The sequence below is a fragment of the Paenibacillus baekrokdamisoli genome (assembly GCF_003945345.1).
Classification (GTDB): Bacteria; Bacillota; Bacilli; order Paenibacillales; family Paenibacillaceae; genus Paenibacillus_Z; species Paenibacillus_Z baekrokdamisoli.
Map to the genome: position 1 here is coordinate 1,060,210 of NZ_AP019308.1, position 24,129 is coordinate 1,084,338.

Here is a 24,129-nt window from a genome sequence, read left to right on the forward strand (position 1 = left end):
ATAGGGTAGTCTATGTATGGAGAGTGGCTTATGCTTGGACTATTACCCCTCCATGACATTTGCGGCCAAGTAAGTTGTGGATCTTATAGAGGGTGAATCAAGGGTAGCGGCAGTCTCCTCCCGTTTAAAATATAAGAAAGTATAAGTCTATACTTTGCTTATATTTCAGAGAGAAGAAACTTGCTTCGCCGCCAAGGACGGCGTTAGCCGTTTCTTCTTGGCCCTAAGTAAGCAGTATCAGTATGCCTAAGTGGAGCATAAAATACGGAAAAAGAATAAGTGGAGGACCTGGGATGAATGGTAATCCGAATCAATTTTTTGACTTGAATAAGTTTATCCAGTCTTTTACTGGAGAAGAGACTTTCAGATTCTCAGACCGTGTCGATGACAAGTTTGATGATACGTACCCCGAGCATGTGGGTGAGTATATTCAGGACATGTTTTCAAAAGTAATGCCGAAAATGTTATCGAATATTTCAGCAAATATGTCACCGATAAAGCAGAAGAAGGTCAAAACAACGATTTTCGAATCTCATAGATCTGTATTTGTCCGCTGGAAAGTCCCTACAAAAGTAGATCCCTACCAGATTAGGATACATGCCAACACTCACCATGTCCGACTATCAAACTTAACCCCTTATAAGGATGTGCGGATAAATTTGCCTGCCCAGGTCACGACAAGAGGATGCAGGGCGAATATGCAAAATGGCATTCTGGAGATTCGTTTTTCAAAATCACTAAAGCCCAGCAGAGAAAAAGAAATCTTTTTGAGCGAGCTGTTGTAGGCGTTGCTTTCCTATTGTGGCCGTTCAAAGATACATTTCTATTAACAACCCAATCTTCTGAATCTAGTCTTGCATAGCTTATGTAATAGAGTTGGACAAAAAAGACCGAATGGATTGCGGCTTCTTATCCTACTCTATTAATCGCTAGAAGGAGGAATCAGAAATGGCTGTCAGTAACAATCAAGTTCAAAAGCTATTGGGCAAACAGGTTTATGCCAAGAAAAAGGATGGAACAGTCGTCTCAGGAAGATTGGTTCAAATTCAAGGCAATCGCGTCGTTCTCGCACAGGATAAAGGAAAGAAAGTTCAAACAAAAGCATTCGTCCCTTTAGTGCTTTTTGATTTATTAGCCATTGGCACTTCACCATTTGGGTTTGGTGGCGGGTTTGGTAACGGATTTGGTAACGGATTTGGTAACGGGTTTGGCGGGTACGATGGGTTTTTCTAAGTAACGTTAGTAAATGTTTGAATCACCGTCTCTTTCTTTGAACGCCTAAATTCATGAAGAAATGAAACGAGAAGTGCACCCAGATCGAAGACGTTGGCAAGCATCGTAAAACCAATGAAATAAGATAGGGGTGCACTTCTTTCTATGTACATAAGAATTAGACAAGTTGTTGAAAAAAGATGTAATTCCTCATCTGAGCAGCGTAAAAGCGGCCTCGCCTAAGGCAAGACCGCTTCGCGCTATAGTATTGTTTTGTATTAATTTAGAAACAACCGGCACGTAGTATGATAACTAAGAGAATATAGAGAACAAGTATTACGCCAACACTAGTACAAAAGAAACCAGGACCGATGCCTACTCCGCCGACTGGACCGCAACCTACTCCGCCGACTCCACCGACTCCACCTAAACCATATCCCACTTTGCATTCCTCCTGAGTGGTTATTTGTGATGTTTGAGATCACACTGTTAATGTATGTTGGGGAGCCCTTTTCGTTTGGACGTTTGTACCCGGTACATACATAATTGGGCATTCGCCTTTATTGGATGCCCTTCGACGAAGATGCTCATAAGCCTTGTGGAACTGAAACCTATTCTTGTAGGGCTGGATACGGCTTCGGACGTCTATACTGTCGGATATCCTTGATCCTGGATTGAGCAGTGGTTTTCATTCCGTTGCCGATTAGAACGGAAGCAGCGCCGCTTACAGCTATAACATAGATAGATCCAACGGAGATCCGTGGATCTTTATTGTGCGTCTTCATGATCAGTTGACCCTCTGAGTCGTCCAGAGTTTCAGGAATGGATGGGAGTGGCCTATTAAATATCGAGTAAGATTCAAAATAGACGTTCCCTGCATCCTCATGACTGATCGCTCGTTGCACAGCTAGTCCTCGAATGGAGGACTGGAGTTCTGACCGATCCCCTAGCTGAACGATAGATGAGGTCGCTACACTAATTAGCTCTAATCTACCGAGTTCAGAGATGCGAATCGGGTAGTCAGGTGCTGATTGAAGCCTCATACTATTCACCTTCTGCCTTATTGGCTCTTAGTGGCTCTCCTAGAGGCGCTAAAGGGCCAACGATGATCGATTCTGGTGGTGTATCGAACATGGAGTAGAGGGTCATTTGCTCGGTGTCGCCGACTTGTAACACAGAAGCACTTGCAACGGCAGTCATTTGTATACAACCGACAGAGAGGGAATGGTTAGTGACATTCAAATGCGTCATTTAGACTTGTCTCCTATCGTCTATTGGAGTCTAATTCGTATTCGATTGCAGTTTGGATAAGTAACTTTGAAGGGCGGCGTCAATATCACGAGTGGTCTTCGTTAGCACATCTGACTTGATGTGACCGGGATCTGTATGAAGCGGAGCGGGGGCTGCTTTTCCAGCAGCACCCGCTTCGCCTTGCTCAGCGACCTGAATATAATATTGAATTCGTGTGCTCATTTGTTTACGAATATCTTCGATAACTAGTCTTCGGTGAAAAGGATCAAGAGCCACCCCGAATTCAGCCTCAAGCTGAGATAATTTAACGGGAGCGCTCGTGTTTAAATAGGCATCTACTTCGCTTCTGATTTCAGGATAGGGTGGTCTCGGCTGCGTTGCATTAGGAGCGAATGGAGCATCTGAAGAAGGGAAAAAATTCGGGCCGCTTGTTTGCTGGTTACTGCCGTTATGACTTCCGTTGCTGACGAAAGGACTATTCTGCTGACAGGGTCCTCCAGCATTAGGGTATTGAATCGTTTGCGGTGAAGGTCCAGGCATGACCAATTGCCCGACTTCTTTGATTGTCTCTTCACTTGGAGGTGTCATGCCGATGTTGAGCGTCCCGTCCAGCTTCTCTACTTTCAATTGGTCAAAATGGTAGGCCATGCTGTCAATATGATAGACTGGCCTTGATTCGGCAGCCTTCACTCGCTCATTTAAGCTGTCCACCTGCTTACTGAGCTGATTGATGACGGTTTGCTGATTATTAAGTTGAGAACGAAGCTGATAGATGCTCTGGGACAGTGACATGCACATCTGCCATGGGGTTAAGTTGTTACTATTCGTAGGCTGCATGGCAGGCACCTCCGTTTTTAGGCTGGATTAGGCAAGGGTACGAATGAAAGCGGGTTTCCTGCTCCAAGCTGAGGGGCAGCCCCGGTGAAACCGCCCGTATTATAAAGCTGGGAAAGGGAACGAATGGAGCCCGCCGTTCCTACTTGGAGCACGGAGGAATTAGAGACGCTATCCACGCGAAGCTGGTAAATGGTAATTTGCTGATGAACGGTAAGATTCATTATACGACCCCGGAGTTTGCTGCAGTTGTGGAGCTATCCACTACATCGGGATCATTGGTGTTGGTTGAACTGACCGCGTTATTGGCATTTGTTAAGCCACCAGTTAGAAAGGAACCGGATCCGGCGTATGTTTTGGAGCTGCTTGAGGGCGTCAATTGAACAGCGTCACCGAATTGAACAATAGAGGCTGAACCGACGCTAATGATTTTGACAAAACCTACGATTGAAGGCATGGGGTGCATCTCCTTCCTGTTTATACGCAAAGCTGATGTTACATCCTATGCGGCACTCGCCTAGAAGTTCCATCCTAGTTAGCTGCAAAGAAGATTGGTAATGGATGGGTGTCCGTCTCCTCCCTTTCTGCATATCGTGTCAACAGCGGGCTTTTAAGGAGGTAAAGGGCAATGACGTCGGGTTTAGATGATCTGGAGAAATGGATGGAGCATAAACGGCTCCCCAAAGGAGCTGATATTTTTACCCAGCAGGATTGGATCGGGGATTATGTAAGGAAATTAGTGACCAAAGCACTGCCAGAAGCCGCATCGGTTCTAGGCTCCTTCCAAGCGGAGATTAAGGAAACGAAACGGTATATACATGTTACTTATCCACTAGGGGAGGAGACAGATGTGAAACAGATTGGGCTTCTTGTAAGAGAAGATCGACTACTGATCTCTGGGTTGAAGGGTGGGGAGAGCGAGACGATAAAGCTGCCCAAGCTTGTTGCTATTCGATCCTGTATGGCGGAGTTCGATGGCGCAACTTTACACATAAAGCTCCGAAAGCGGCTGCCAAGCAAAGCGGAACATGAGGCTGTAATTCGCTTGATTTAAGAAATCATGAAAGAGTCATGAAAGAAAATAGACAAGTAATTGTCACGAAATAGACGGAGTTTATATGTCTGTTATGGTGGATAAGAGCAGAGCTAATCGCTTATAATGCAGGTATAGACTTGCATAGGGGAGTGTTTAGTTTGACGCTTGTAGACGTTAGTACGATATCTGCCGGTTTGTTTATTACGGGAGCGATTTTCATATTACTGATTTTTTCACTTTTGAGCTTCGGTATTCTAAAGATGTTCCAGCTTCAAATTCGTGCTGGCTGGTACAGCTTTGCTGGAGCCGTTGTTAGCGGAGTGGCTTTTGGGCTCATTCTCAATCAATGGTTTGTGTGACAACGTAAAGTAAAGATGATTTATAGTGGTTGAATCGAGGCTGTCTTGCCATCTTATTATGAGGTGGTAGGACAGTCTCTTTGCATTTTCTGTGAAAACGGGTACATTTTTAGATTCTAATTATAAATTCTCGGGTACAAGGTTAAAAATAGACAATAAACCAAGTTGCCATTACATAAGATGGAGTATAAGATAGTGTTACAAGAGAATATTCAGAACATTTTGTTAATTTGCGAAGAGGGGGAGGGATTGCCGATGAACAAGAGCCATGAAGTGGAATATTGCAACTTGGAACTGCGTTTTGACCGCCGGCAAATCCAAAATCTGATCCGGGATTTGATCCAGGAGGGTTATTCGCTTTATTGGAGCGAAACCGATATTTTTTTTCTGATTTCGGTACGAAGCGGTCGCAAGCTTGTGAAGCTGAGATTTCAGCGGATACGCAACCGTTACAAAATGATTGGTGATTATATCATCAAGGATGAGAAGTTGTCGGAGTTATTGGAGAAGCTTATCAACGATACGCGTGGTCATGCAGTCGTCAAACGGTTTAAGGACCGACAAATTGTCATAGAAAGCATCATGTTTGGCGAAATCATTCGACTTGTGGAGGTGTCCGGCATGGAGCATCGCATCATTTATCAAAAAAAACCGATTGTAACCGTAGAAGAAGTGATCCAGGCTTTCCAATCTAAACGGGCGGAAGAACGGGCTTTAGTACTGCGATATGAGCTTGATTATGAATTATCGGTTCTGCATGAAGCGACTATTGAAGGACGCGAAGAGGACTCTAAACTGTCTAAGGAGCGATTACAAACTTTAAGAATTGAGATGATCCAGCTTGAGCTCTAAGTCCATGCAAGGCAAGGATAGGCATAAATAAGCTTCCGGGGGAAATTTGCCGGAGGCTTATTTATTTTACAAGCCATTGTTTCTTGTTTAAGATGAGCATAGCTGTTTCAAATGATGACAGGCGAGGGCGAGGGCAAATTATGAATCATATTTATCATAATTACAACAAAGGAAATCTGATTATTGCTGTTGATATTGGAACTACGAGTGTGAAAGTATTGGCTATTCATGCGGACAAGCTTCTGCTGCATAACAATGATGCCGATCTGGTGAGAGCTAAGACAGAAGAAGGATACCCGCTGAATGAACCGAAGCCAGGTTGGTTTGAACAGGATCCAGAGGTCGTTGTGCAAGCGGTAATGCGATCGGTTCGTCACTTGATCGAATACAATGGAATCGTTTCGGAAGACATCAAAGCCATTTCGTTCAGCTCTGCTATGCATGGACTCATTGTTGTCGACGAAGAAGGGGCGCCTCTAACATCGTGTATGACGTGGGCGGATCTACGTGCAGCTTCTTATGCAAAGAAGCTGCGTGAGAATGGGCAAGCGGAGGAAATCGCAAGGCGGACAGGTGTGCCTATTCATGCAATGACTCCGCTATGTAAGCTGCTATGGCTGCGTGAACATGATCCCGTATTATTCTCCAAGGCGCATGCTTTCATAGGCATAAAAGAGTTTGTACTTCATCGATGGTTTGGCGCACCCTATGTGATGGATGAGTCTGTAGCTGGGGGAACCGGTCTTTATCAATTAGAATCGCGTCAATGGGATGGGAAAGCGCTGGAGCTTGTCGGGGTTGAGCCCTCCCGGTTACCGCAGCTTGTGCCGAGTACGCATGTACTGCGAGGAATGCTTCCAGAAGCAGCGGCAGCCATGGGGCTAACTCTGGATGTGCCGGTTATTGTTGGCGCCGCAGATGGAGTACTTGCGAATCTCGGTGCGGGAGCGGTGGAGAGTGGGATTGGGGCTGTGACCGTGGGTACGAGCGGCGCGGTACGTATCGCGCAGGACCAACCGACTGGTGATGCGCAGGGAAGGCTGTTTTGTTATGCGCTCGCAGAGGGACTGTGGATCGCGGGGGGACCTGTGAATAGCGGCGGAGTCGTGCTGCGTTGGGTGCGTGATAAGCTGTTCCCTGTTGATGCAGGGGACGCTTCCAAGGGAAGTGAGGCTACGTATGAAAAACTTGTATCGCAAGCAATGGAAATACCTGCTGGTTCAGATGGGCTGCTTGCTTTGCCGCATCTTGCAGGTGAGCGTGCGCCACATTGGGATGAGGATGCTCGCGGTGTATTCTTCGGTCTATCTTTGCATCATGACAGACGTCATATGATCCGCGCTAGCCTTGAAGGTATTATCTTTGGGCTGCGTTCTGTCGCAGAGGCCATCGCAGCTCGTTCTAGCCGCAGTGATGGGCTGGCACCCCTTCGCGAAATTCGCGCTTCAGGCGGCTTCTTCCGCTCTAGTGAGCTTCGGCAGCTCATGGCTGACATTTTCGGGTGTCCAGTTATGCTGATGGAAACTGAGGATGCTTCAGCAATCGGTGCTGCCATGCTTGCTGTACACGCGCTTGGTGAAGCGCCAAGCTTGAACCAATTGGCTGCGTCGATTCGGATCACCGACCGTCGCCAGCCTAATCCCGAGGCGGTTCGGGTTTACAACCGCCTCTATCCGATCTATAGCTCGCTATATACAGCACTCGCCCCAGCCTTTGCGGAGATCGCTGCCTTCCAGCGCGATGAAGCATAATTTCGGGTTTCAAGTTCAGCTGAAAGAAGATAAATAGAAGCGCTTTCGGTGCGAAGTTGACATTTTTATTTTGGAACTGGTTTTCATTCCTGCTGAAAAAGAGTAAAATAGGAGTATTGTATGCGTGTCTGGCTTCGCTCCTTTGCTTGTTTGTTTCTTTAATGGAGAGCGAAGGTTCATGCATAGCTTCAAACTAAATCACATAGAAAAGGGATGGAAGAACCAGATGTCTAAACAACAAATCGGTGTAATCGGTCTAGCCGTAATGGGCAAGAACCTTGCATTAAACATTGAAAGTAGAGGTTTTACTGTATCGGTATTTAACCGCTCCCGTGAGAAAACAGATGACCTTATTCAAGAAGCAACTGGCAAAAACCTAGTAGCTACATACACGATTGAAGAGTTCGTTCAATCCCTTGAGTCCCCTCGTAAAATACTAATCATGGTTCAAGCAGGCGCTGGTACGGATGCAACCATTGATTCCTTAGTACCACTGCTGGACCAAGGCGACATCATCATCGATGGTGGTAATGCTTACTTCCCTGATACAGTACGCCGCAGCAAAGATCTTGAAGCACAAGGTATTCGTTTCATCGGTACAGGCGTTTCCGGCGGCGAAGAAGGCGCGCTTAAAGGACCATCCATTATGCCAGGTGGTCAAGAATCTGCCTATAAATTGGTTGAGCCGATCTTAACTGCGATCTCTGCTAAAGTTAATGGCGACCCTTGCTGTACTTACATTGGTCCAGGCGGCGCAGGTCACTACGTGAAGATGGTTCACAACGGTATTGAGTATGGTGATATGCAGCTTATTTGTGAAGCTTATGATCTGCTCAAACGCGTCCTTGGTGTGAGCACTGAAGAGCTGCAATCGATCTTCACGGAATGGAACAAAGGGGAGCTGGACAGCTACCTTATCGAAATTACTGCTGACATTTTCTCCAAATATGATCCAGAAACCAAACAACCTATGGTAGATGTCATTCTTGATTCTGCTGGTCAAAAGGGTACAGGAAAATGGACAAGCCAAAGTGCACTTGACCTAGGTGTACCGCTCTCCATCATTACGGAATCCGTATTCTCACGTTTCCTCTCTGCACTCAAAGAAGAACGTGTCCATGCAAGCAAGCTTCTAAAAGGACCGCAAGCGGCCCCTTACCAAGGAGACAAAGCAGCATTTATCGAAGCGGTTCGTAAAGCTTTGTTCGCCAGCAAAATCTGCTCATATGCGCAAGGATTCGCACAAATGCGTGCCGCTTCTGATGAATATGGCTGGAACCTTCGTTACGGCGATATCGCGATGATTTTCCGTGGTGGCTGTATTATTCGTGCAGGCTTCCTCCAAAATATCAAGGATGCCTATGATCGCGATGCAGCATTGCCAAACCTTTTGTTGGATACCTACTTCCAAGAGATAGTGGAATCCTATCAAGGTGCATGGCGTGAAGTGGTTGCCACAGCAGTTACGCAAGGTATTCCGGTTCCTGCATTCTCCAGCGCTTTATCCTACTATGACAGCTACAGAACAGAACGTTTGCCTGCTAACCTGCTGCAAGCACAACGTGACTACTTCGGTGCACATACGTTCAAACGCCTAGACAAAGAAGGCTCATTCCATTTTCAATGGATGGAATCTTAATACCTAATGGGTGATGGGGTATATAGGCCGAATAGCACCTCTTGTAAGCAGCTCCGAAGCCGATCTGCTTCTTGACCGCAGCCTTTGCGCTGCTTGATGAGAACCATGGATGCTTCTGCGAAGCATTGAAATTTTTTTAATAATTGTGGCTGGGGAAGGCTGAGTAATTCAGGCGCTTCGTCAGCCACTTTCTTTTTCATATATTCAAGAACCCATATCACATCATCACGACAAAGCGGGTAGTCGGGGTTGAAAATACGGCTAATGCGAACATTAGTCGATTGTGAAACTGGAATTGGCTCCATACTGAGTTCTCTCCTCGGACAAGCCGTAATCAAGTGCAGTACTAACATCTGTACGCGATAATCAACTTTTTTATACCCGATGCCAAATAATAATGGTATGATAATTGGGCATGTTTGATGAACTTTATAATAAGAAGGTGTGCTTTTACCAATGGAAGACAAGCAGCAGGCACATATCGTGCTCATCGGATTCATGGGGACGGGCAAGTCTACAATTAGTCAGCTGCTCGCCAAACGTCTTGACTGCAAGGCAGTCGACCTGGATTTCGAGATTGAATGCCTCTCAGGTCAAACTATACCAGAGCTTTTTACAGCGAAGGGTGAGGTAGCTTTTCGGGCTTTAGAGACTGAGGTACTGTTGAATTCGCTTCACTCACGAGATCGCTTAATTATTGCGACTGGCGGCGGTGCGGTTCTAGCTCCGCAAAATTGCAAAGTTATGCAAGAACTTGGCTATGTGGTGGCTTTGAAGGCCGAGGCCGAGCAAATTATATCGAGGGTCAGTCAGGATTCCTCGCGACCGCTGCTTCAAGGCAATGTTCAGGAGCGGGTGTATAAGCTGCTCGAGGACCGGAAGCACGCATATGATTTTGCCCATTTAACGATAGATACGACGAACCTCACTACAAATGAAGTCGTCGATCAAATATGGAATCATTTCCACGCATAAAGGAGAAACGAATCAATCATGGATGTTCTCGTAACCCCTACACCTAACCTACAAGGTGAAATTCAAGCGCTCTCTTCCAAAAATTACACTACACGTTACCTGCTTGTTGCCGCTTTGGCAGAAGGTACCAGCACGATCTATTATCCTGCCCACAGTGAAGATAGTGATGCGATGCGCCGCTGTATACGCGACCTCGGAGCTATAATTGAAGAAGATGAAGAGAAAATTACGATCACCGGTTTTGGACGTCATCCGAAGGATGTCAAAGAGCTTGATGTTGGCAATGCTGGAGCGGTATTGCGCTTTCTGATGGCTATTGCTGCCCTTTGTCCGGATGTAACCTTTATTAACCGCTACCCAGATTCCCTTGGAAAACGTCCGCATGATGATTTGATTGATGCACTTGGACAAATAGGTGTCTCTGTTGAGCACAACCAAGGCAGACTTCCGATAACGATTCGTGGTGGGCAGCCTAAAGGTGGCATCATCAAGGTTTCGGGAAGTGTGAGTTCCCAATATCTAAGCGCTTTGTTATTCTTAACACCATTGCTTGAGGAAGATAGCGAGATTCAAGTCGTGAATGACTTGAAATCTAAAGTTGTGGTTGGTCAAACCCTTGAAGTATTAGCTCAGGCGGGCATCCGTATTGAAGCTAGCGAGGATTTGATGCATTACCGTATTTCTGGCCGTCAGCAATATGCTGCTAAGAAATATATTGTGCAAGGTGACTATCCGGGATCTGCAGCCATACTAGCTGCAGCGGCTGTCACGAACTCCGATGTCACGCTGCACCGCTTGGAAGAGAACAGTAAGCAAGGTGAGAGAGCTATTATTGATGTTTTGCGGTTGATGGAAGTTCCTTTGACTCATCAAGATGGCGTTGTACGTGTCCAAGGAAATGGCCGTCTGAAAGCAGTTGAGTTTGACGGTGACAAAGCTACTGATGCTGTTCTAGCTATGGTTGCTGCTGCTGTCTTCGCTGAGGGAACATCACGTTTCTATGATGTGGAGAACTTGCGATATAAGGAATGCGACCGCATAACGGATTACTTAAATGAGCTTCGCAAGGCTGGAGCGAATGTGGAAGAGCGCCAAAGCGAAATTATCGTGCATGGTCGTCCTGAAGGCGTTGAAGGTGGCGTTGAGATTAATGCCCACTACGATCATCGTGTTATTATGGCACTTACTGTTGTTGGCTTGCGTGCGAAGCAGCCGCTTCGGATTCGGGACGCGCACCATGTAGCTAAATCCTATCCCATCTTTTTCGATCATCTTCAAGCATTAGGTGCTAATGTTGAGTGGGTAGAATAAGAATATAAACACTGGAGAGGTGTGTGATTCGAATGGCGTTTGAGAATCCTTCAAGGGATCAAATCAAAGTATTATTGGAACATTCACATACGATTGCTGTTGTTGGCTTGTCCGACAACCCTGAACGAATTTCTTATATGGTATCTGAAGCCATGCAGAACAAAGGTTACCGAATTATACCGGTCAATCCGAATGCAGATACCATACTTGGTGAAAAAAGCTATGCTTCACTCAAAGATATTCCGGATCAGGTCGATCTTGTTAATGTTTTCCGGCGCAGCGAGCACACTCCACCTCTTGCCGAGGAAGCGATTGCCATTGGTGCAAAAGCGATTTGGCTGCAATTAGGTGTTTTTCTAGAGGAAACGGCCCAAATTGCCCAAAAAGGCGGACTGCAGGTCGTTATGGATCGCTGCATAAAGGTAGAAGATTCCATCCTGCTGCCTAATGGAAAACCCAAATCCTAACGGTTATAAAAAAGTGATGTCTTCCCAACAATAAGAGAGGCTTCAAGGAGCGAAGAAAAGCTTGCTTGAAGTAAAATTCTCATATTCTCAAGGAGGACAACACGTGAACTCATCGAACCAACAAGGGAATTTCCAAAACCAGGGGTTATTCAATGCTCAGCAGCAACAATCCAATAATCAATCCAATGCGTATCAACCTCTGGGATATGTGCAGTCGCACTATCAAGGAATTCCAAGTCAACAATCTTCAGGTGGTCCGGTCATTTCACATGTAGGCTATGCCGCTGGAACTCAGCAAGGTTACGGTATGTCCTCGAACCAAGGCAATATGCAGCAACAACAACAGCAACAACAACAGCAACAACAACAGCAACAACATTCGGGATATAGTAATTTTGCCGGCAGCAACATATCTGCTGGTCCTGTTATCTCGCATGTAGGTTATACAGCTGGGCAGGATTTCCGCCCGTCACAATCACAAGGCTATAGCAATAACTATTCTAACCAACAAGGTACTGCGAATTATTCGCAGCAGCAACCAGTGATCTCCCATTTGGGTTATACAGCTGGACCGAATTTCGCCCAATCTAACCAAACCCAAGGCCAATATTCGCAACAACAAAGCGGATTTGGTAATATGGGTGGAAACAACAGCATGGGTATGATCAACCAAAACCAGTTTGCTTCTAACGCACATGCAGTAACCCAAAATAACCCGGTATACCAAGCAACGAATTCATCATCCAATGCTGGACCCGTGCTTTCTAGAGTGGGCTATTCCTCTGGGAACCAACAAAACGTTGCAGGTACTTACCAGCAATCCGGACAAAGCAATTATGGGATGAACCAACGTTTTTAGTTATTTGGGCTAACGGTATGAAGCAGAATGAAGAATAACGGAACGGAACGGCGGACCGAAAGGTCCGCTGTTTTATTTTGACAAAGCTGGCTGGAAGGCTTACGATTTATACACAGTAGAAACGAAGCCAGTTTTCCTATGGAAAACTTTTAGAATACGCTTACGAAGCCAGTTTTCTTACAGAAAACTTTTAGGAGGAGCCGAATGAACATCATGGGTCACTTGCAGCAGTTGGGACGGTCTTTAATGCTGCCGACCATCGTGCTGCCAGGCGCCGCCGTTTTTCTTAGCTTAAGTGCCTTGCCTTGGGCAAGTATGGGAATTCCAAGTATGCACAACTATTTGCAGACTGCAGGAGAAGCGATATTTTCGTTTCTGCCTTATTTGTTTGCCTTTGGTGTTGCCATGGGGATGACTAGCAATGCGGGTACCGCGGGACTTGCTGCATTAGCGGGCATGTTTATCTATACAGGTATTATCAATTCAAGCCATTATGAGCTTGAGCCCACGGTGTTTACTGGGGTTATTATCGGTATTGTCACCAGTATATTTAATGAACGATTCAAAACCATTAAGTTTCCTGAATATATCCAATTCTTTGGTGGACCTCGATTTGTGCCGCTTGCTATGAGTCTATTCTCAGCGGTTTGGGCGATTATTATGGTTCAGCTTGCACCTAGCTTACATCATGCATTAATAGGTTTAGGTGATATCGTCTCCTCCGGTGGAGGCTTTGGCGTTTTCTTATTCGGTTTTGTCCTCCGGATATTAGTCGTATTCGGTCTACACCATCTGGTTAGTCACGTATTCTGGTTCCAAGTCGGTGGATTCCAGTTGCCTGATGGGGTCATGGTCTTTGGTGATCTGCCTCGTTTTTTTGCCGGAGATCCATCTGCAGGTGCATTTATGGCTGGCTTGTATCCGACGATGATGTTCGCGCTGCCGGCGATCGCGTTTGCCATTATCCATGAAGCACGCGAGGATTTAAAACCGAAAATTCGCAAAACCTTTCTCACAGCTGCGCTTGCCTCATTCCTCACGGGAGTAACGGAGCCGATTGAATTTGCTTTCTTATTCGTTGCACCCTACTTATTCGTTATTCATGCGCTTTTATCTGGGTTAATGATGTGGATTACCTATGAACTTGGTATTCGTTCTGGATTTTCTTATTCGGCAGGCGCTATTGATTTTCTTATTAATGAGCATTTAGCGACGCGAGGTTGGCTGCTAATCCCGATTGGGCTCGTTTTCGGTGCTCTTTATTATGGATTTTTCCGTTGGGCGATTCGCCGGTTTCGTATACCGACGCCAGGAAGGGAAGAGGGTTCACAGCTTGATGAGTGGGCAGGGGACATTCCTTACCGCGCACCACTTATTTTACAGGCAATCGGGGGCAAAGATAATATCGTACAGATGGAAGCTTGTATCACGAGACTCCGTCTGAAGGTATCCAGTGATAAGCTGATCGATATTAATGCGCTAAAACATTTGGGTGCTGCAGGTGTCATAAGACTTGGCGGTGGCAATGTTCAGATCGTATTCGGCACTTATTCAGAGCTTATTCGCGAGGAAATGGACAAAGCCATCCGCCGTGATATATCGAGGGTCTTATTCTGTTCACCCGTGCAAGGAAGAATGCTCCCGCTTAGCGAGGTGCCTGACCCCATATTTGCAGGTAAGTTGGTCGGGGATGGGGTAGCGTTCATTCCTGATAAAGGGGAATTGGTTTCTCCGGTGCTTGGAAAAGTCATTCACGTCTATCCTTCCATGCATGCAATCGGAATTCGTACACCAGAGGGGCTTGATGTCCTGCTTCACATTGGTATTGATACTTCGCAATTAAAGGGTACGGGCTTTAAGTCTGTCGTCAACGAGGGCGATCAGGTTAAGCCAGGTCAATTACTCATCAAATTTGATTTGCCTTATATCCGTAAAGCCAGCAAATCACTCGCCACTCCGATGGTGATAACGAATTCGGATCGAGTAAGCTCTTGGAGCTTTGCTCCGTTTAAAGGGGTCAAACGGGGTCAAGCATCTGTGATGTCTGTCGTTTTAAAAGAGAGAAGCGGTGGAGGGGAAACGGTATGATTCAAGGAATTGGAGCTTCTTCGGGAATAGCAATCGGCAAAGCATTCGTACTGCCTAACTGGGAATGGGACTTGCCAGAGCAGAAAATCGATGTTGGCGATTTAGCCCGTGAGTTTGAACGTCTGTATGAAGGCATCCGTACATCCAAGGTTGAAATTGAACAAATGAAGGATGAGCTGCGCGAAGTTGTTGGCACGGAGGAAAGCTATATTTTCGATGCGCATCTGGCGATTTTAGACGATCCGGTATTTATGAATGAAATACAAGGCATTATTCAACGGCAATACAAAGCAGCAGAAGTAGCAGTTAAAGAGGTCATTGATCATTTTGTGACCATGTTTGATCTGCTGGATGACGAATATATGAAGGAACGAGCAATTGACATTAAGGATGTTGGCAACCGTCTTCTCAAACATTTGTTAGGTGCTCCTGAGATTACGTTGCCTTCTGATACACAGCCGTTTATTCTGGTTGCCAAGGAGCTTTCTCCCTCGCAGTTGGTTCATCTGAATACGAATCATGTTCTCGGTATTGCGACTTTGGTTGGAAGTACGACTTCACATTCCTCCATCATGGCTCGTGCATTAGGCATACCGCTTGTTGTAGGGATCGAAACAAAGATGATGGAGGATGTCATACAGACCGGGGATTCTATCATCATTGATGGCGACAAAGGTGTCGTACATTTGGATCCTGAGGATCATCTAATAAGAGAATATACAGAGCTGCAGCATCTTAATAATGAAGCGACTGTTCGGTTAAAAGGTATCGTGAGCGTTCGTCCGGTTACTAAAGACGGAAAAGAAATGGAGCTTGGGGCTAATATAAGCTCTTTGAAGGAGCTGGATGTTGCTTTAGCGAGCGGTACTAACGGAGTTGGATTGTTCCGAACGGAATTCTTATATATGGATCGTAACCGGCTTCCGCTGGAAGATGAGCAATATGAGGTTTACCGTACAGTTGCCGAGAAGCTTGAGGGTCGACCTCTAATCATTCGTACGCTTGATATCGGAGGGGATAAAAACTTAGATTATTTCGAGCTTCCTGAGGAAGAGAATCCATTTCTAGGCTACCGCGCGATTCGAATTTGTTTGGATAAAACCGATTTGTTTAAAACGCAGCTAAAAGCAATTCTTAGGGCAAGCAGCCATGGGAAGGTCAAAATTATGTATCCGCTCATTTCCTCGGTCGAAGAAGTTGTTGCGGCTAATAAACTGCTTGAGGAATCCAAGCAAGAATTACAAGCGGAAGGGCTCTCCTACGATGCTGACATTGAAGTGGGGATTATGATTGAACTGCCTGCTGCGGTTATGATAGCAGATATGCTGGCGGAGGAAGTTGATTTTTTCAGTATTGGTACCAATGATCTCGTACAGTTCACATTGGCGGTTGATCGAATGAACGAGCAAATCTCACACTTGTATGAGCCTTATCATCCTGCTGTGCTCCGTATGCTGAAATTAACGATTGAAGCGGCCAAACGAGCCGGTATACATATTGGCGTGTGCGGAGAGCTGGCTGGGGATATTGATGCACTACCGATCTGGCTCGCCCTTGATGTTGACGAGCTCAGTATGTCGGCACATGCCATTCTGCCGATAAAAGAACGGCTAATCCGCCTCAATCAGCAGGATAGCCGTTCGTTATTTGAACAATTATTGCAATGTCGGACGAGCGAGCAGATTCATAAAGAACTATCTGTATTTCAAAGCAAGCTTGATATCCTTGACAAGGCATCATCCTTACATTAGTAAGAGGATACCCTTATGAGACTTGCGATTGGTGTTTCTCTATTGTCCGCGAAGTGCATCAACAAATGCTTTACCGTAGGGTGGCAGGTCTGGCGGACGACGTGAGGAGATCAGATGTCCATCAACGACTACAGCTTCATCGATCCAAGTAGCGCCTGCGTTTTCCATATCGTCCCGAATGCCTGGAGTAGAAGTGACATTGCGACCTTGCAGAATTTTGGCAGAGATCAGTACCCAGCCGGCATGACAGATTTGACCGATCGGCTTGCGAGCAGCGTCCATCTCTTTAACTAATTCGAGGACCTTTGGATAGCGACGGAGCTTGTCTGGCGCCCATCCACCAGGAACAAGTAAGCCGTCTATTGCTGCACTGTCCACCTCGTCGAAGGACAAATCTGCCTTGGCGGGAACGCCGTATTTACCAATATGAGTTCGACCTTTCTCAGGTCCTGCGAATAATACGGTAGCACCTTCCTCGCGAACGCGATAAACCGGATACCATAGCTCCAAATCTTCAAATTCGTCATCAAGCAAACAAATGACATTTTTTCCTTGTAAGGTCATTTCTATTTCCTCCTAAAAGTTTTTGCGAGGGTACATCTATCTCATTTATTGTATCGAAGGTGAACGAATGAAGCAAACTTACAGTACGAACGGTTCCTATGCTCAGCGCAGGAAGCGCAGCCTACTCTACTTTCTACCATCGTTAGGGATCATGATTGCAATTTTCATATTATCATCCCGAACGAGCAGCGATATGAACGTACTATTACCTTTCTTTCAATCCATTTTCCCGAATATGAAAAGCTTCGATTGGGGCCATTTTGTTGCTTATTTCGCCTTAGCTTTTTCGCTGGACTATGGCTTTGGAAGAAGGGCAGATCGCTTGCATTTCAAGCTTTTGATTGTTCTATTATGTGGAGCTTATGGGTTAACGGATGAGTATCATCAGACCTTCGTGGGAGGTCGAACACCGGATATTTATGACATTCGCAACGATTGTATCGGAGCTGCGATTGCAATGATTGTGGTTGCAATACCGCCTATTCACAGAGTATGGCGGAGAGGAGCAAATTAACCAGAAAGATACAAAAATTACTATTTAGTCTGAAGAAGGACTTTATACAAAATGAGTCGAATACCTAATCGTCGAGCACCCTCCTGTAACGCATACGTAGACAGGCTGCAGGTGACAGGAGAAGGAGTGGACCATTTTGCAAAAGCGTTGTCCTTGCGGTGATATAATGCCGATGAAGCTGCGCACAGTCATCTATTCAGGAAAAGTGGAAATCGACAATGTACCGATTTTCTCTTGTCCTTCATGCAGTCGCAGCGAAGTTTTTCCTGAGGTAAAACCAGACTTAACCGGGTTGATCGGAACACTAGGGGCTTTCCCTGTCAAACAAACGTATTTGTTCAATGAATGGAACGAGTGGGCCAATGTATTAGTTGATGCTTACAGTGAACGTAAACCTTCCGATGCAGCCATTATGAAACGACTTACGGAAGAACGAATCAACACGCTCCTTGATTTATTGAATTTTGCACAGTCCACTCAAGATGAAGCCTGGATTGCTGACATACATAAACGGCTTAATCAATTAAGCCGCAGCCTGATGCAATTCTAAAGGTAAAGGCGGGAGAATGGCTCATGGAACGGATCGTTCCAATGACAAGCGTCCAGCAGTGGGAAGAAGCGTATGCCGCATCTCTTCATAGACCACTTTTCATTTTCAAACATAGCACAAGCTGTTCTATAAGCAGTGGTGCGCTTGATGAATTACTGAATTGGATCGAGGATGCTGGTGGCATATTTCTCGATGTTGTGCTTGTAAACGTGATTGAGAATAGAGTAGTTTCAGACTTGATTTCAGAGCAGCTTGCTATTAAGCATGAATCGCCTCAAGTGATTCTTTTGGAGAATCGCACGGTAATATGGCATGCATCACATTGGAGTATAACTTACTCGACATTAGATGACCATCTCCGTACACATTGCGAAAAGTAGTATTTTGTCGTATCATTACGATAAAGTAATACGGCGCGAGATAAAAATTTGAACTAATGGAGAGAAGGACCGTGACGGTAACCATTTATGATGTAGCAAGAGAAGCAGGCGTTTCGATGGCGACGGTTTCGCGGGTTGTTAATAATAACCCGAACGTGAAACCTCAGACGCGGAAGAAAGTATTTGAAGCAATCGAACGACTCGGCTATCGTCCGAATGCGGTTGCACGCGGCTTAGCAAGCAAAAAAACGACGACTGTCGGAGTAGTCATTCCTGACATATCCAATGCAATCTTTGCAGAAGTTGCACGAGGCATTGAAGATATTGCCAATATGTATCACTACAATATTATTTTGTGTAATGCGGATAAGAAGAAAGACAAAGAGATCCGTGTTATTAACACACTGCTTGAGAAACAAGTGGATGGTCTTTTATTTATGGGCGGAGCAGTTACGGACGAGCATTTGCAAGCTTTCAAAACAGCCAATGTTCCGATTGTTTTATGTGCGACGACTGACGAGAACGGTTCGATTCCATCTGTGGATATCGATCATGAAAGTGCTGCATTTGACGCTGTTCAGACACTCATTAAGCAAGGGCACCGTTCGATTGCGATGATTGGCGGTACACTTCAGGATCCAGCTAACGGTTATTCGCGTTTTCAAGGCTACAAGCGGGCGCTTGAAACGGCTGGGATTACGTATGATGAGAACATGGTGCGAATCGGGAATTATCGTTATGAGTCCGGTGTTGAAGCCATGAAATATTTCCTTGAGCTGGCAGAGAAACCTTCTGCTGTATTCTCAGCTACAGATGAAATGGCGATCGGTGCGATTCATGCCATTCAAGATGCTGGTCTGAAGGTACCAGAAGATATTTCCGTTATTAGCGTGGATAACAGCCGTATGGCTTCTATGGTTAGACCACAGCTAACTACTGTTGCACAGCCGATGTACGATATTGGTGCCGTATCTATGCGACTCTTAACTAAACTTATGAAGAAAGAGTCTGTTGAGAATCCGAGGGTTGTTCTTCCACATGAAGTTATCACTCGACAGTCTGTTGGCAATAAAGAATGACAAGTGCTTATTCAAAGATCGGCATTATTGGCGCGATGGTTGAAGAGATCGAGCTGCTGCATAAGCATGTAGAGACAACAGGAACTTTTGTAAAAGCGGGCATTACCTATGTTCAGGGAACACTTCACGGCCGCGAGGTTGTGTTTTGTAAATCTGGCGTAGGCAAGGTGAATGCTGCCGTTTGTACGCAATTACTGATAGATGCTGGTGTTGATTGTGTGCTATTTACGGGCGTGGCTGGAGCTGTTGACCCAAGCTTGAATATTGGTGATATTGTCGTTTCGACGACTTGTCTGCAGCATGATATGGATTGTACACCGCTTGGTTTTGCGCAGGGCCAGATTCCTTTTCAAGAGGTTTCTGAATTCATTGCCGACCCTCAACTCGTTGAGGTCGCTACTAACGCCTGTGAACGGCTTTTCCCGGGCCGTAGTAAGAAAGGGAAGGTATTATCTGGCGATCAGTTTATCGCGTCTAGAGAGGCCGTCCATAAGCTCTATGAAGATCTTGGAGGGGCATGTACCGAGATGGAAGGTGCGGCTCTTGCGCAAGTATGCGTTATGAACGGGATACCTTTCGTCGTTATTCGCGCCATGTCAGATAATGCGGATGGATCAGCTCATGTGAATTTTGCTGAATTTACTGTGGAGGCCGCTATCCATTCCCACCAAATCATCGAAGATATGATTCAACAGCTTTAATCTATTAATTGAAAAAGGCTATTGCCGTTTACCTCCCATGCGGATGGTATATGGCAATAGCCTTTTTGGTATGTAGCTAGTTTCTAGAGAATTATATATCCTGTACAGCTACAGTTGTTGTATGGCGATTCTTTGCCTCAATCTCGGTGCGGCGGGGTATGGCTGTCCAGCTAGAGGTATCATCCAACCATTGTTTAGGGAGTTCTTCTGGACTTTGTGCTTGCCACCTTGCAAGCCATTTGTCAGGCAAAGATTCATTTTCATCTTTATTACGTAATTTATGAGCGATTGGATGGTCGGTCATCTCTAGCCAGACTAGCGCCCATGCCCGTGGTACTACTCGCCAGATATCATAACCGCCACCACCAATAGCGACCCAGCGACCCTCGGTATATTCATGAGCGAGCCGATGAATGATTGCAGGCATTTCTTGATAGATGCGCATGCTGCAATGTGTATGTGAGAGTGGATCAAACGCATGTGCATCACATCCATGCTGACTGATGATGACATCAGGCTTGAATGCAGCTGTGACTTTTTCTAAGGAGCTCCTGAAGCTCTCCAGCCACGAATCATCCTCGGTATAGGGCTCTACGGGAACATTAAAGCTGCTTCCAAATCCATGTTCAGTTCCTCTTTCATGAACGAAGCCGGTGCCCGGAAACAAGAATTTGCCTGTTTCATGTATCGAGTAAGTGCAGATATTGGGATCATCGTAAAAGGTCCATTGAACACCGTCGCCATGGTGGACATCTGTATCGATATAGAGCACACGTGCTCCGAATTGCTGGCGTATTCTAGTTATTGCGATAGCTGCATCGTTATAGATACAGAAACCCGAAGCATGATCGGGAAAAGCATGGTGGAGCCCTCCAGCCATGTGATAGGCATGTTTGGCCTGTCCTGTCATCACTAAGTCGGCTGCTAGCAATGAACCGCCAACAATGGATGCAGCAGCATCATGCATCCCAACGAAAAAGGGCGTATCTTCTGTTTGCAAACCATACCGGTGAGCTTGTGAGGTCCACTCAGACGACGGAGACGGCTCACTAAGCTGCTTAATAGCATTGATGTAATCTTGGCGATGGACAAGTGAAAGCATCGCCTCGTCGGCATGTGGAGCCGTTAGAAGCTGTTCCTCACTTAGTGCATTAGATTCTTCTAACAAATCCATGGCAAGCTTCAATCGTTGAGGATGAAAGGGATGATCTTCATTAAATTTATACCTGGCTGCCTCAGGTTGGTGGATAAATACGGCATTGGCCGTCATCGCTTGTCATCCTCCATTCTAAAGTTTTACAAAGTAAAACGGCATTGGAAGCTTTCACTAATCTAATACATAAAGCGTTGTCTGAAACGAACGCGGTCAAATCGTTCCACAGATGAGAGAGGCACTTCGTTGCCAATGCGGACCATTAAGCAGTTCGCTGGATGTGCACATATTTCGGGATCATCCGTTGCAAACCAGATCATTCCAACTGACTTCATAAGCTTTTCCATCATTTTACGATAATCCCATACGTTGAGCTTGGTTCCCTCAAGATCCCAATGCCAATAATATTCGGTCGTGAAAATGATTGCGTTCTCTAATTGCCCATCTGTAAAAGCAGTATTAATCATTCGTTTTCCAAGGCCTAACGAGCGATAATCATCGGCGACTTCTATAGCGCCAAGCTCGATTAAATCCTCCATGCCACCTTCTGACCAACGCTCAAGTTCATCCGGATAATGAAAGGTAACGTAACCCACGATTGTTTCACCATCTCGGGTCGCGATAATACGACCTTCCTCGAGCTCAGCAATCTCGATCAACGCTTTGAATTGATCACTTGGCCTTCGAAAAGCATCCAAATCGGGATGTAGGGATAAGCGAGATAATGCATCTGCGGGTAGGGGTCCTTCAACAATTAATTCTCGATCTTGGAAGACTACAATTTCCGAATTTATTATTTTACGATGTTCCAAAGATCTCGACTCCTTTCGAGTTCTAATCTACTTATAACAAAAAAACTTATAATTGAAAAGAATGGTTGAGTAATCAGTGGTGTGGTATAATGTGAAAGCGTATTCTAGTAAAAACTGTCTTTTGGAGACAGAAACCACGGGAAAGTTTTAAATTGTTTAGGAGGATGATGAAGATGGTAGACATGCATCAAGAACGGATACCGGCAACGGCAACCGGCTCCAACATGACAAACTATGATGAAACTTATGGTACATTTGATTTTGAACAGATTGAATCTCGGTTTACTTGGCATGAAACAGGAAAGGTTAATATGGCTCATGAAGCGATCGATCGTCATGTCCAAGAAGGACTAGGCGATAAAATAGCGCTATATTACAGCGATAATATTCGTGATGAATCGTATACTTTCGAACAAATGTCAAAGCAGTCGAACCGTTTTGCCAATGTCCTTCGCAGCCTTGGAATTAGTAAAGGGGAACGGATTTTTATTTTTATGCCCCGTACACCTGAACTTTATTTCAGTCTGCTTGGTTCGTTAAAGGTTGGAGCTGTCGTAGGTCCATTGTTTGAAGCCTTTATGGAAACTGCTGTAAGAGATCGACTTCAGGATAGTGATGCAGTTGCCATCGTAACAACACCTTCATTACTTTCACGTATTCCCAAACAAGACTTACCCGGACTTAAGCATATTATTGTATATGGTGATGATGTTGAAGCAGGAGAAGGCATTGTAGATTTCAAAGCAGAAATGGCGAAAGCCTCGGATGAGGCAGAAGTGGAATGGCTTGGACGTGAAGACGGATTATTGATTCACTATACGTCAGGCTCTACAGGAAAGCCTAAGGGCGTATTCCATGTGCAAAATGCGATGCTGCAGCATTACTATACAGGTCAGGTTGTACTCGATTTGAAACCAGACGATATCTACTGGTGTACGGCTGATCCAGGCTGGGTAACAGGAACGTCATATGGTATTTTTGCACCATGGCTGAATGGTGCGACTAACGTTATTCGAGGCGGACGGTTTAGTCCACAGGATTGGTATAGTACTATTCAGAAATATGGAGTTACCGTTTGGTATAGTGCACCAACAGCATTCCGGATGCTGATGGGTGCTGGAGACGATGTCGTCAATCAATTTGATTTGTCGAGTCTGCGGCATGTGCTCAGCGTTGGTGAGCCCTTAAATCCAGAGGTTGTTCGATGGGGACTTAAAGTCTATAATCAACGCATTCACGATACCTGGTGGATGACAGAAACTGGGGCTCAGCTCATATGCAACTATCCAAGCATGGATATCAAGCCTGGCTCGATGGGGAAACCACTTCCTGGTGTTCAAGCTTCCATCATTGATGACAATGGTGCTGAACTTCCACCATACAGAATGGGAAATCTAGCCATTAAGACACCTTGGCCATCTATGATGCGCAAGATATGGAATAACCCAGCGAAGTATGAAGAATATTTACGGATTCCAGGCTGGTATATTTCAGGGGATTCGGCTTATAAGGATGAAGATGGATATTTCTGGTTCCAAGGACGTATCGATGATGTCATTAATACGGCAGGAGAACGGGTTGGACCATTTGAAGTTGAGAGTAAGCTCGTTGAGCATCCTGCTGTTGCAGAAGCGGGTGTTATTGGTAAACCTGATCCAGTACGTGGGGAGATTATTAAAGCATTTATATCCTTGCGTGAAGGTTTCACACCATCAGAGGAACTCAAGAAGGACATTATGAAGTTTGTTAAAGAAGGTCTCTCCGCGCATGCAGCACCACGTGAAATCGAATTTAAGGATAAGCTGCCTAAGACACGCAGCGGAAAAATTATGCGTCGTGTCTTGAAAGCATGGGAGCTGAATCTGCCAACGGGAGATTTATCAACGATTGAGGATTAATGATTAGCTGAAAAATAAGCCACCCTGTTGCATCGATGAATGCGAGGGTGGCTTATTTATTACCTACAAGAAAGTAGGGGCTAACTCTATATT

The 24,129-nt window shown here is 45.5% G+C and carries 29 protein-coding genes; 19 read left to right on the forward strand and 10 right to left on the reverse strand.

Going from position 1 to position 24,129, the window contains the following annotated elements; genetic code table 11:
- Positions 1–293 precede the first annotated feature (293 nt).
- Together EKN16_RS04535 and EKN16_RS04540 are read left to right on the forward strand one after the other, a co-directional pair.
- Positions 294–785, forward strand: a complete 492-nt coding sequence (locus EKN16_RS04535; protein ID WP_125654028.1) for a hypothetical protein — start codon at positions 294–296, stop codon at positions 783–785.
- Between the two features lie 163 nt (positions 786–948).
- Positions 949–1,233 carry a 50S ribosomal protein L33 gene (locus EKN16_RS04540; protein ID WP_125654030.1) on the forward strand — a complete coding sequence of 95 codons (285 nt, stop codon included), beginning with the start codon at positions 949–951 and terminating at the stop codon, positions 1,231–1,233.
- A gap of 262 nt (positions 1,234–1,495) precedes the next feature.
- On the opposite strand, the gene EKN16_RS32080 is transcribed toward EKN16_RS04540, so the two are convergent.
- From EKN16_RS32080 to EKN16_RS04565, 6 genes are all read right to left on the reverse strand, one after another.
- Positions 1,496–1,654 (reverse strand): hypothetical protein, encoded by a 159-nt coding sequence (locus EKN16_RS32080; protein ID WP_164522675.1) that lies wholly within the window; start codon positions 1,652–1,654, stop codon positions 1,496–1,498.
- 169 nt (positions 1,655–1,823) lie between these two features.
- A complete protein-coding gene (locus EKN16_RS04545) occupies positions 1,824–2,255 on the reverse strand; it encodes a spore germination protein GerPE (protein ID WP_125654032.1) in 432 nt (143 codons plus the stop codon).
- A 1-nt stretch (position 2,256) separates the two neighbouring features.
- On the reverse strand, positions 2,257–2,463 hold the full coding sequence (locus EKN16_RS04550) for a spore gernimation protein GerPD (protein ID WP_125654033.1): 207 nt from the start codon (positions 2,461–2,463) through the stop codon (positions 2,257–2,259).
- Between the two features lie 30 nt (positions 2,464–2,493).
- Positions 2,494–3,300, reverse strand: coding sequence for a spore germination protein GerPC (gerPC, locus tag EKN16_RS04555; RefSeq protein ID WP_125654035.1), 807 nt, complete (start codon positions 3,298–3,300; stop codon positions 2,494–2,496).
- Between the two features lie 17 nt (positions 3,301–3,317).
- Complete coding sequence (locus EKN16_RS04560; RefSeq protein ID WP_125654037.1) at positions 3,318–3,521, reverse strand: spore germination protein GerPB; 204 nt, start codon at positions 3,519–3,521, stop codon at positions 3,318–3,320.
- Positions 3,521–3,754 (reverse strand): spore germination protein, encoded by a 234-nt coding sequence (locus tag EKN16_RS04565; RefSeq protein ID WP_125654039.1) that lies wholly within the window; start codon positions 3,752–3,754, stop codon positions 3,521–3,523. The genes EKN16_RS04560 and EKN16_RS04565 overlap by 1 nt, the downstream gene beginning before the upstream one ends.
- 171 nt (positions 3,755–3,925) lie before the next feature.
- Here EKN16_RS04565 and EKN16_RS04570 point away from each other — a divergent pair, with 171 nt between their 5' ends.
- From EKN16_RS04570 to gndA, 5 genes are all read left to right on the forward strand, one after another.
- Positions 3,926–4,351 (forward strand): hypothetical protein, encoded by a 426-nt coding sequence (locus EKN16_RS04570; protein ID WP_125654041.1) that lies wholly within the window; start codon positions 3,926–3,928, stop codon positions 4,349–4,351.
- 131 nt (positions 4,352–4,482) lie between these two features.
- Entirely contained in the window at positions 4,483–4,692 is a 210-nt protein-coding gene (locus EKN16_RS04575; RefSeq protein ID WP_232016219.1) for a hypothetical protein, read from the forward strand.
- 255 nt (positions 4,693–4,947) lie between these two features.
- Positions 4,948–5,544, forward strand: a complete 597-nt coding sequence (locus tag EKN16_RS04580; protein ID WP_125654045.1) for a hypothetical protein — start codon at positions 4,948–4,950, stop codon at positions 5,542–5,544.
- A 140-nt stretch (positions 5,545–5,684) separates the two neighbouring features.
- On the forward strand, positions 5,685–7,295 hold the full coding sequence (locus EKN16_RS04585) for a gluconokinase (protein WP_164522676.1): 1,611 nt from the start codon (positions 5,685–5,687) through the stop codon (positions 7,293–7,295).
- 226 nt (positions 7,296–7,521) lie between these two features.
- Entirely contained in the window at positions 7,522–8,934 is a 1,413-nt protein-coding gene (gndA, locus tag EKN16_RS04590) for an NADP-dependent phosphogluconate dehydrogenase (RefSeq protein WP_125654049.1), read from the forward strand.
- On the opposite strand, the gene EKN16_RS04595 is transcribed toward gndA, so the two are convergent.
- Positions 8,931–9,239, reverse strand: coding sequence for a hypothetical protein (locus tag EKN16_RS04595; protein WP_125654051.1), 309 nt, complete (start codon positions 9,237–9,239; stop codon positions 8,931–8,933). The genes gndA and EKN16_RS04595 overlap by 4 nt on opposite strands.
- 151 nt (positions 9,240–9,390) lie before the next feature.
- Between EKN16_RS04595 and EKN16_RS04600 the strand changes: the two genes are divergently transcribed.
- From EKN16_RS04600 to ptsP, 6 genes are all read left to right on the forward strand, one after another.
- Complete coding sequence (locus EKN16_RS04600) at positions 9,391–9,909, forward strand: shikimate kinase (protein WP_125654053.1); 519 nt, start codon at positions 9,391–9,393, stop codon at positions 9,907–9,909.
- An 18-nt stretch (positions 9,910–9,927) separates the two neighbouring features.
- Entirely contained in the window at positions 9,928–11,220 is a 1,293-nt protein-coding gene (gene aroA, locus EKN16_RS04605) for a 3-phosphoshikimate 1-carboxyvinyltransferase (protein WP_125654056.1), read from the forward strand.
- Between the two features lie 32 nt (positions 11,221–11,252).
- Complete coding sequence (locus EKN16_RS04610) at positions 11,253–11,687, forward strand: CoA-binding protein (protein ID WP_125665850.1); 435 nt, start codon at positions 11,253–11,255, stop codon at positions 11,685–11,687.
- Between the two features lie 103 nt (positions 11,688–11,790).
- Positions 11,791–12,546 carry a hypothetical protein gene (locus tag EKN16_RS04615; RefSeq protein WP_125654058.1) on the forward strand — a complete coding sequence of 252 codons (756 nt, stop codon included), beginning with the start codon at positions 11,791–11,793 and terminating at the stop codon, positions 12,544–12,546.
- Positions 12,547–12,750: 204 nt separating this feature from the next.
- On the forward strand, positions 12,751–14,634 hold the full coding sequence (locus tag EKN16_RS04620; protein WP_125654060.1) for a glucose PTS transporter subunit IIA: 1,884 nt from the start codon (positions 12,751–12,753) through the stop codon (positions 14,632–14,634).
- Complete coding sequence (gene ptsP, locus EKN16_RS04625; protein WP_125654062.1) at positions 14,631–16,385, forward strand: phosphoenolpyruvate--protein phosphotransferase; 1,755 nt, start codon at positions 14,631–14,633, stop codon at positions 16,383–16,385. Before EKN16_RS04620 ends, ptsP begins: the two co-directional genes overlap by 4 nt.
- Before the next feature lie 39 nt (positions 16,386–16,424).
- Here ptsP and EKN16_RS04630 read toward each other — a convergent pair whose 3' ends face one another.
- Positions 16,425–16,949: a type 1 glutamine amidotransferase domain-containing protein gene (locus EKN16_RS04630; RefSeq protein WP_125654064.1), complete on the reverse strand. Its 525-nt coding sequence runs from the start codon at positions 16,947–16,949 to the stop codon at positions 16,425–16,427.
- 151 nt (positions 16,950–17,100) lie between these two features.
- On the opposite strand from EKN16_RS04630, the gene EKN16_RS04635 reads away from it, so the two are divergent.
- The 5 genes from EKN16_RS04635 to EKN16_RS04655 all read left to right on the forward strand — a co-directional run bounded on the left by EKN16_RS04635 (position 17,101) and on the right by EKN16_RS04655 (position 20,173).
- Positions 17,101–17,463, forward strand: coding sequence for a VanZ family protein (locus tag EKN16_RS04635; RefSeq protein WP_232016221.1), 363 nt, complete (start codon positions 17,101–17,103; stop codon positions 17,461–17,463).
- Between the two features lie 136 nt (positions 17,464–17,599).
- Entirely contained in the window at positions 17,600–18,013 is a 414-nt protein-coding gene (locus tag EKN16_RS04640; RefSeq protein ID WP_125654068.1) for a hypothetical protein, read from the forward strand.
- A 23-nt stretch (positions 18,014–18,036) separates the two neighbouring features.
- Positions 18,037–18,393, forward strand: coding sequence for a bacillithiol system redox-active protein YtxJ (gene ytxJ / locus EKN16_RS04645; RefSeq protein WP_125654070.1), 357 nt, complete (start codon positions 18,037–18,039; stop codon positions 18,391–18,393).
- A gap of 71 nt (positions 18,394–18,464) precedes the next feature.
- Positions 18,465–19,472 (forward strand): catabolite control protein A, encoded by a 1,008-nt coding sequence (gene ccpA, locus EKN16_RS04650; protein ID WP_125654072.1) that lies wholly within the window; start codon positions 18,465–18,467, stop codon positions 19,470–19,472.
- Positions 19,469–20,173, forward strand: a complete 705-nt coding sequence (locus tag EKN16_RS04655; protein WP_125654075.1) for a 5'-methylthioadenosine/adenosylhomocysteine nucleosidase — start codon at positions 19,469–19,471, stop codon at positions 20,171–20,173. Before ccpA ends, EKN16_RS04655 begins: the two co-directional genes overlap by 4 nt.
- 91 nt (positions 20,174–20,264) lie before the next feature.
- Here the strand turns inward: EKN16_RS04655 and EKN16_RS04660 are convergent, their stop codons facing one another.
- Positions 20,265–21,443 (reverse strand): acetoin utilization protein AcuC, encoded by a 1,179-nt coding sequence (locus EKN16_RS04660; protein ID WP_125654078.1) that lies wholly within the window; start codon positions 21,441–21,443, stop codon positions 20,265–20,267.
- A 62-nt stretch (positions 21,444–21,505) separates the two neighbouring features.
- On the reverse strand, positions 21,506–22,138 hold the full coding sequence (locus EKN16_RS04665; protein ID WP_125654080.1) for a GNAT family N-acetyltransferase: 633 nt from the start codon (positions 22,136–22,138) through the stop codon (positions 21,506–21,508).
- 173 nt (positions 22,139–22,311) lie between these two features.
- Between EKN16_RS04665 and acsA the strand changes: the two genes are divergently transcribed.
- Positions 22,312–24,036 (forward strand): acetate--CoA ligase, encoded by a 1,725-nt coding sequence (gene acsA / locus EKN16_RS04670; protein ID WP_125654082.1) that lies wholly within the window; start codon positions 22,312–22,314, stop codon positions 24,034–24,036.
- Positions 24,037–24,129: the final 93 nt, after the last annotated feature.